This window comes from Gammaproteobacteria bacterium, assembly GCA_013696315.1.
GTDB lineage: Bacteria > Pseudomonadota > Gammaproteobacteria > JACCYU01 > JACCYU01 > JACCYU01.
On record JACCYU010000101.1, the window covers coordinates 1 to 5,717 of the forward strand.

Annotated in this window: 8 protein-coding genes and 1 pseudogene; 8 read left to right on the forward strand and 1 reads right to left on the reverse strand. The window is 61.2% G+C overall.

Annotated features, from left to right (window positions below):
- Window positions 1-185 (reverse strand): lipid A biosynthesis acyltransferase (locus H0V34_05995; GenBank protein MBA2491263.1); only part of this gene is annotated, 185 nt, incomplete at its 3' end.
- Between the two features lie 389 nt (window positions 186-574).
- On the opposite strand from H0V34_05995, the gene pip reads away from it, so the two are divergent.
- The 8 genes and pseudogenes from pip to H0V34_06035 form a co-directional block, all read left to right on the forward strand.
- Window positions 575-1,525 carry a prolyl aminopeptidase gene (pip, locus tag H0V34_06000; GenBank protein ID MBA2491264.1) on the forward strand — a complete coding sequence of 317 codons (951 nt, stop codon included), beginning with the start codon at window positions 575-577 and terminating at the stop codon, window positions 1,523-1,525.
- A pseudogene (locus tag H0V34_06005) lies at window positions 1,522-1,991 on the forward strand (D-tyrosyl-tRNA(Tyr) deacylase). Before pip ends, H0V34_06005 begins: the two are co-directional and overlap by 4 nt.
- 79 nt (window positions 1,992-2,070) lie before the next feature.
- Window positions 2,071-2,664, forward strand: coding sequence for an imidazoleglycerol-phosphate dehydratase HisB (gene hisB / locus H0V34_06010; GenBank protein ID MBA2491265.1), 594 nt, complete (start codon window positions 2,071-2,073; stop codon window positions 2,662-2,664).
- Between the two features lie 47 nt (window positions 2,665-2,711).
- Complete coding sequence (hisH, locus tag H0V34_06015; protein MBA2491266.1) at window positions 2,712-3,362, forward strand: imidazole glycerol phosphate synthase subunit HisH; 651 nt, start codon at window positions 2,712-2,714, stop codon at window positions 3,360-3,362.
- A gap of 88 nt (window positions 3,363-3,450) precedes the next feature.
- Window positions 3,451-4,194: a 1-(5-phosphoribosyl)-5-[(5-phosphoribosylamino)methylideneamino]imidazole-4-carboxamide isomerase gene (gene hisA, locus H0V34_06020; GenBank protein ID MBA2491267.1), complete on the forward strand. Its 744-nt coding sequence runs from the start codon at window positions 3,451-3,453 to the stop codon at window positions 4,192-4,194.
- 6 nt (window positions 4,195-4,200) lie between these two features.
- Entirely contained in the window at window positions 4,201-4,974 is a 774-nt protein-coding gene (hisF, locus tag H0V34_06025) for an imidazole glycerol phosphate synthase subunit HisF (protein ID MBA2491268.1), read from the forward strand.
- 82 nt (window positions 4,975-5,056) lie between these two features.
- On the forward strand, window positions 5,057-5,461 hold the full coding sequence (gene hisI / locus H0V34_06030; protein ID MBA2491269.1) for a phosphoribosyl-AMP cyclohydrolase: 405 nt from the start codon (window positions 5,057-5,059) through the stop codon (window positions 5,459-5,461).
- The coding region (locus H0V34_06035) for a phosphoribosyl-ATP diphosphatase (protein ID MBA2491270.1) at window positions 5,454-5,717 on the forward strand (264 nt) is incomplete at its 3' end. The genes hisI and H0V34_06035, both read left to right, overlap by 8 nt.

Below are 5,717 nucleotides of genomic sequence, written 5' to 3' on the forward strand. Positions count from 1 at the left end.
GTGCGCGCGCGCCAGTCGGTCGTGCGCTCCGGGAAACTCAAGGTCAGATTGATGTCGGTAACCCGCCGCATCGGCGTTGGCAGGGTATGGATATACAGACCGACCATCGCGCCCAGCCCATGCGCCACCCGCAATGGCAACAGCGACAATACTTTGACCAATGCTGGAACTAACAGCGGGCGCATCGAAACGAAGGCGCGGGCGCGCCATGCATACCGGTGATTCCAGTCTACCGAGGCTCAGCCTGCGTCGACCAGGCGGGCCTGCAAACGCCTGTCATCCCCGGTAATTTCAAACCCCGCGGCCATTCAGTGGCTAAAGGGTCGAGCGCAGACTCTTGCCGACGAGCCGCAACAGTGATTTAGGTGGTTTTAATGGCGTGCTTGAGGTGCTTGACATTGCGAGCGCGAAGTAAAGAATTCCGCGGCAGTTTATCCCAGATCAAGCCAGGTTTGTAAACCACAAACAGGCGGTTATCATGCCTTTACGATTATCGTAGCGAAGCGCAATACATTAAGGACCTGTGTTCACCCGCAGGTACGCGCCCGCACGAAGAATACGGATCGAAAAAAGCGTGTTATCCCTTTACCCGAACGTTTCGCCTTATCACAAATTCCGGCTCCCGGTCGAAGACCCTCACGAACTTTACGCCGAGGAATGTGGCCGCGCAGATGGTCTGCCAGCCGTGTTTCTGCACGGTGGCCCCGGCGCCTGTTGCGAGCCGTATCATCGCGGTTTTTTCAACCCTGAACGCTACCGCGTGGTGCTGTTCGATCAGCGTGGCAGCGGGCGCTCCAGCCCGCATGCCGCGCTGATGGGCAACAGCACGCCACAGCTGGTCGCCGACATCGAACGCCTACGCGCGCATCTGGGCATCGACCGCTGGATCGTGTTCGGCGGTTCCTGGGGATCGACCTTAGGGCTGGCCTATGCGCAGGCGCATCCCGACCGCGTGCTGGGTTTGATACTGCGAGGCATATTCCTGTGCCGCAAACGCGATATCGACTGGTTTTATCAGGATGGCGCCAGCCGCATTTTCCCCGACTATTGGCAGGATTTCCTCGAACCGATTCCGCCCGCGGAGAGGGTAAGCCTGATGCACGCCTACTATCAGCGTCTGACCGGCGACGACGAGATGCAGCGCATGGCCGCGGCCAAGGCGTGGTCCGTCTGGGAAGGGCGCGCGGCAACGTTACGCGCGAATACGGGTGTAGTGAATCACTTTGCCGATCCGCATGTGGCGCTGAGTCTGGCGCGGATCGAATGTCACTACTTTGTCAACGATTGCTTTATGACTCCGGATCAGCTGTTGCGCGACGCGCACCGGCTGCGAAACGTGCCAGGCGTTATCGTGCACGGTCGCTACGACATCGTGTGTCCGGTCGAACAAGCGCTGGTGTTGCATCAGGTGTGGCCGGAGGCATCGCTGGAAATCGTGCCCGACGCCGGGCATTCCGCGACCGAGCCGGGGACAATCGACGCGCTGGTGCGTGCAACCGATGCGATGGCTGACCGCCTCGGGTGATCGGCCTGCTGCAAAGAGTGACGTGCGCCCGGGTTGAAGTCGACGAAAAGTGGCAATCGCGTCGATCGGGCGGGGTTTGCTGGTAATGGTGGCGGTCGAGCATGGCGATGACGCGGCGCGCGCCGATCGTCTTCTGGAGCGCATTCTGGGTTATCGCGTCTTCCCGGACGCCCAGGGCCGCATAAACGAGTGCCGCATGAATCTGAGCCTGACCGACACGCACGGCGGACTGCTGCTCGTTCCGCAGTTCACGTTGGCAGCGGACACCCGTAAGGGCGCGCGGCCGAGTTTCGCGTCTGCCGCGCAGCCGGAACTTGGCGCCACGCTGTTCGAGCATCTCGTGGCCCGAGCGCGTGAACGTCACGCATTAGTCGAAACCGGTCGCTTCGGCGCGAACATGCAGGTTCATCTGGTCAACGACGGGCCGGTGACCTTCTGGTTACGGGTGCCGACGCGCGGCCATTGACAACCGGCAATAACGAGTCCTGTGTAAAAACCGCACCTCAGGATGTATTCTTTAAGTTTAGCAGCTCACTTACACCAGCATGACCCAGCGCACCGCGTCAATTGAACGCAACACCACCGAAACCCGAATCAGAATCAACCTGAACCTGCGCGGCACCGGCCACGCGAAGTTGCGCACGGGCGTGCCTTTTTTCGAGCACATGCTCGATCAGATCGCGCGCCATGGCCTGTTCGATCTCGATATCGAGGCTGCTGGTGATCTGCACATCGACGCGCACCACACCGTGGAAGATACAGGCATTGCGCTGGGTCAGGCTTTCCGAGGGGCGCTGGGCGACAACAAGGGCATTAATCGTTACGGCCACGCTTACGTGCCACTGGACGAAGCGCTGTCGCGCGTCGTCGTCGACTTTTCCGGGCGTTCGGGGCTGACATACAACGTCGTATATCCGCGCGCCCGCATAGGTGATTTCGATGTGGATCTGGTGCAGGAATTTTTCCACGGTTTTGTGAATCACGCGCATGCGACCCTGCACATCGACAACCTGCGCGGCGTTAACGCCCACCACGTTTGCGAAACCGTATTCAAGGCTTTCGGGCGGGCGTTGCGCATGGCCGTGGACCTGGACCCGCGCATGGCGGACCTCATTCCTTCGACCAAAGGCAGCCTCTAGCGCTCTTGCGGGCAATCTGTAGTCTCTCAGCGTTCGGCATTCCATTCATGAGCTCCATAGCGGTCATCGACTACGGCATGGGCAATCTGCGGTCGGTCGTCAAGGCCCTGGAATACGTGTTAGAAGGGCGCGCTCAGGTTACGGTGACGGGCGACCCCGACGCGCTGAAAGCGTCCGACCGCATTGTTTTTCCAGGACAGGGCGCGGCCGGCAACTGCATGCATTTTCTCAGACAGAATGGCCTGGACGAAGCGTTGCGCGAGGCCGCCGCGGCGAAGCCGCTTCTGGGGCTGTGCATGGGCATGCAGGCGCTGGTCGACTTCAGCGAGGAAAATGGTGGCACCGAGTGCCTAGGGCTGCTGCCCGGACGGGTCTCGTATTTTGGCGATACGTTCGGTTCAAGCGAACCGACGCCACGGCTGAAAGTCCCGCACATGGGCTGGAACCAGGTGGCGCAGACGCGAGCGCATCCGCTGTGGCGCGGCATCGCAGATAACAGCCGCTTTTATTTTGTCCACAGCTACTATGTCGTGCCGCGGGATGCCAGCCTGACCGCGGGCACCACCGAGTACGGCATACCATTCGCCTCGGTCATCGCCCGCGACAACATCTTCGCCATGCAGTGCCATCCTGAAAAAAGCGCTTCGGCGGGCTTGGCGCTGCTTGGCAATTTCGTGCGCTGGGATGGCGCGGCCTGAGCATCGGACGGCGCCGGTATTAACTGTTTACATCGCGTTGGTTTAGGGTAATGTCGTTAAGGCAAAGTGTTATTGATTGGGGGCTCAGATGCTGTTGATCCCGGCCATCGATGTCAAGGATGGAAAATGCGTCCGCTTGCGACAAGGCCGCATGAACGATGTCACCGAATTTTCGGATGATCCGCTGGCGATGGCGACGCGCTGGGTCGAGGCGGGCGCGAGACGCCTGCACGTGGTGGATCTGGACGGCGCCGCGACGGGCGCCCCGGTAAACGCGAGCCTGGTGCGGCGCATCGCGGCGCAATATCCCGATGTGCCGATTCAGATCGGCGGCGGCATACGCGACGAGGATACGGTGCAGGCGTATCTGGATGCGGGGGTTCAATACGTCATTATTGGCACCAGGGCGGTCAGCGCGCCGCATTTTGTCAACGATTTATGTCTGGAGTTTCCCGGTCACATCATCGTGGGACTGGACGCCAAGGACGGCAAGGTCGCGATTAACGGCTGGTCCAAGCTCTCCCACCATGACGTCGTGGACATAGCCCAGCATTTCGAGCAGGACGGCGTCGCCGCCATCGTCTATACCGATATCAGCCGCGACGGCATGATGTCCGGCGTCAATCTCGAGGCCACGGTCAAGCTCGCGAGTTCCGTGCACATTCCAATCATCGCGTCCGGCGGCGTCACCAGTCTGGAGGACGTACGGGCGATTTGCGAAGTCGCCGACGAGGGCATCGCGGGGATCATCATCGGGCGCGCGCTGTACGAGGGTGCCATTGAATTCGAGTCGGCGCAGTCGCTGGCCGACTCGCTTTGCGCCGCACCGTAGCGGCGCATGGCGCTAGCCAAACGCATCATCCCGTGTCTTGATGTGGATCAGGGCCGCGTCGTGAAAGGCGTGCGCTTCGTCGACATACGCGACGCAGGCGATCCGGTAGAAATCGCGCAGCGCTATGATGCGGCCGGTGCGGATGAGCTGGCCTTTCTCGATATCACCGCCAGTTCCGATGAACGGGACACCATGGCGCATGTGGTCGAAAGAGTGGCGTCGCGCGTGTTTATTCCGCTGACCGTGGGCGGCGGCGTGCGCAACGTTGACGACATCCGGCGGCTGCTCAACGCCGGCGCGGACAAGGTCAGTATCAACACCGCCGCGGTAGCCAATGAAATGATGGTGAAACAGGCGGCCGATACCGTGGGATCGCAGTGCATCGTCGTTGCGATCGACGCCAAACGCGCCAGCCGCGATGGCGAACCTGACCGCTGGGAGGTATTCACCCACGGCGGCCGCACGGCGACAGGTCTGGATGCGGTCGCATGGGCGCAGCGCATGGAAGCAATGGGCGCCGGCGAGATATTACTGACCAGCATGGACCGGGATGGTACCCGCAAGGGGTTTGATCTTGCGCTTACGCGGACCGTCGCGGACGCCGTGGGGGTGCCGGTCATCGCATCGGGCGGGGTGGGCAATCTGAATCATCTCGTGGACGGCGTGTTGCTCGGCGGCGCCAACGCTGTGCTGGCGGCCAGCATCTTCCACTTCGGCGAATACACGATTGGAGAAGCCAAACAGCGCATGGCGGCGCGCGGCATAGAAATCCGCCTATGAACGCCTGGCGGGCATCGTCGTCTTAACCAGTCGCCTATGCAGGCGCCGGCCGTCATTTCTGGCCTGTGATAAGCTAGCGCGCATGGCGAATGATGAACGCGTGGGCGACAACTGGCTCGACAAGATCCGCTGGAATGCCGACGGCCTGGTGCCCGTTATCGCGCAGTCGGAGACCGACGGACAGGTGTTGATGCTGGCCTGGATGAATCGCGAGGCGCTCGCGCAGACCGTAGAGGGCGGTCAGGCCGTGTACTGGTCGCGCTCGCGTCAGCGTCTGTGGCGCAAGGGGGAAAGGTCAGGTCATGTGCAGCGGGTGAAGGACATCCGTCTGGACTGCGATCGCGACGCGCTACTGCTGCGGGTCGAACAACAGGGCGGCATTGCTTGTCATACCGGCAGGCAAGCCTGCTTTTATCATCAATTGCGCGAGCATGAATGGGTTTGCGCTGACCCTGTGATTGAAGACCCGCGGTCAGTTTATGCGTGACGCCGATATTCTGACGCGGCTTGGCGACGTGCTGGAAAAGCGCAAGGACGCGGACCCTGATGAGTCGTATGTTGCGGGCCTGTACGCACGAGGGCTGGACGCGATCCTAAAAAAACTCGGCGAAGAAGCGACCGAAACGGTGCTGGCGGCCAAGAACGGCGACCGGCACGATATTATTCACGAGACCGCCGATTTGTGGTTTCACTGTCTGGTCATGCTGGCGCATAAGGGTCTACGCGCCGACGCGGTGCTGGCG

Bases quoted from the DNA above. Each gene is read 5' to 3' on its own strand.
- hisB (MBA2491265.1), top strand. From the start codon at position 2,071: ATGACCCAGCGCACCGCGTCAATTGAACGCAACACCACCGAAACCCGA.
- hisH (MBA2491266.1), top strand. From the start codon at position 2,712: ATGAGCTCCATAGCGGTCATCGACTACGGCATGGGCAATCTGCGGTCG.
- hisA (MBA2491267.1), top strand. From the start codon at position 3,451: ATGCTGTTGATCCCGGCCATCGATGTCAAGGATGGAAAATGCGTCCGC.
- hisF (MBA2491268.1), top strand. From the start codon at position 4,201: ATGGCGCTAGCCAAACGCATCATCCCGTGTCTTGATGTGGATCAGGGC.
- hisI (MBA2491269.1), top strand. From the start codon at position 5,057: ATGGCGAATGATGAACGCGTGGGCGACAACTGGCTCGACAAGATCCGC.